Genomic DNA, 1,258 nt, shown 5'->3' with positions numbered 1-1,258 from the left:
AACTACCTCTCTTCTCTACTGGTTGGTGGTGAAGCACGTCGTCATGGCTATGCCGAAGGGATTGCATTAAGTGTTGATGGTTACCTTTCAGAAGGCGCCGGTGAAAACATTTTCGTCATCAAAAATGGCGTCATCACAACACCACCTGCAACGGCCGCGATTCTACCGGGCATCACTCGCGATTCCATCATGACGCTCGCGCGTGAGATGGGTTATGAAGTGCGTGAAGCCAACATCGCCCGTGAAGCGCTCTACCTCGCTGACGAAGTGTTTATGACGGGCACCGCCGCAGAAGTAGTTCCGGTGCGTAGCGTCGATCAAATTCAAGTGGGCGCAGGCAAACGCGGCCCAATCACCAAAGCGGTTCAAGAAGCCTACTTTGGCTTATTCAATGGCACCACCGAAGATAAGTGGGGCTGGTTAGATTACGTGTACCCAGAGACGAAGTAGGGAGACAAGAGAATGCCTAAATACAGATCAGCCACCACCACTCATGGTCGCAACATGGCCGGCGCACGCGCACTATGGCGTGCCACAGGCGTCAAAGATGAAGACTTCGGTAAACCGATTATTGCCGTGGTCAACTCCTTCACTCAATTTGTTCCGGGTCACGTGCATCTGAAAGATCTCGGCCAACTGGTTGCCAAAGAGATTGAAGCCGCAGGCGGCATCGCCAAAGAATTCAACACCATAGCCGTGGATGATGGTATCGCCATGGGTCACGGCGGTATGCTCTACTCGCTGCCTTCTCGTGAATTGATTGCCGACTCGGTGGAGTACATGGTCAACGCGCACTGCGCCGATGCCATGGTGTGTATCTCCAACTGTGACAAAATCACCCCGGGAATGCTGATGGCGTCAATGCGTCTAAACATTCCGGTGATCTTCGTTTCTGGCGGGCCAATGGAAGCGGGCAAAACCAAGCTTTCGGATCAGATCATCAAGCTGGATCTGGTCGATGCGATGATCCAAGGCGCGGATCCTAAAGTCTCGGATGAGCAGAGCGAACAGATCGAACGTAGCGCGTGCCCGACCTGTGGATCCTGCTCGGGCATGTTCACCGCCAACTCGATGAACTGCCTCACCGAAGCGCTTGGCCTTTCTCAGCCTGGCAACGGCTCCTTGCTCGCAACGCATGCTGACCGCAAAGAGCTATTTTTAAGCGCTGGTCGTCGCATCGTTGAACTGACCAAGCGTTACTACGAACAGGATGACGAAAGCGCACTGCCACGCAACATTGCAACCAAAGATGCGTTTG

The 1,258-nt window shown here is 53.7% G+C and carries 2 protein-coding genes; both read left to right on the top strand.

Annotation, left to right across the window (positions count from 1 at the left end; translation table 11 throughout):
* Positions 1-450, top strand: a 450-nt coding sequence (locus R8N28_RS25425; RefSeq protein ID WP_318183685.1) for an aminotransferase class IV, incomplete at its 5' end; no start/stop codon positions are given.
* A gap of 12 nt (positions 451-462) precedes the next feature.
* Positions 463-1,258: dihydroxy-acid dehydratase (locus tag R8N28_RS25420; protein ID WP_318183684.1), on the top strand; the 796-nt coding region annotated here is incomplete at its 3' end.

This window comes from Vibrio sp. Vb1554, assembly GCF_033344235.1.
This window is presented reverse-complemented; position numbering and strand designations above follow the sequence as displayed.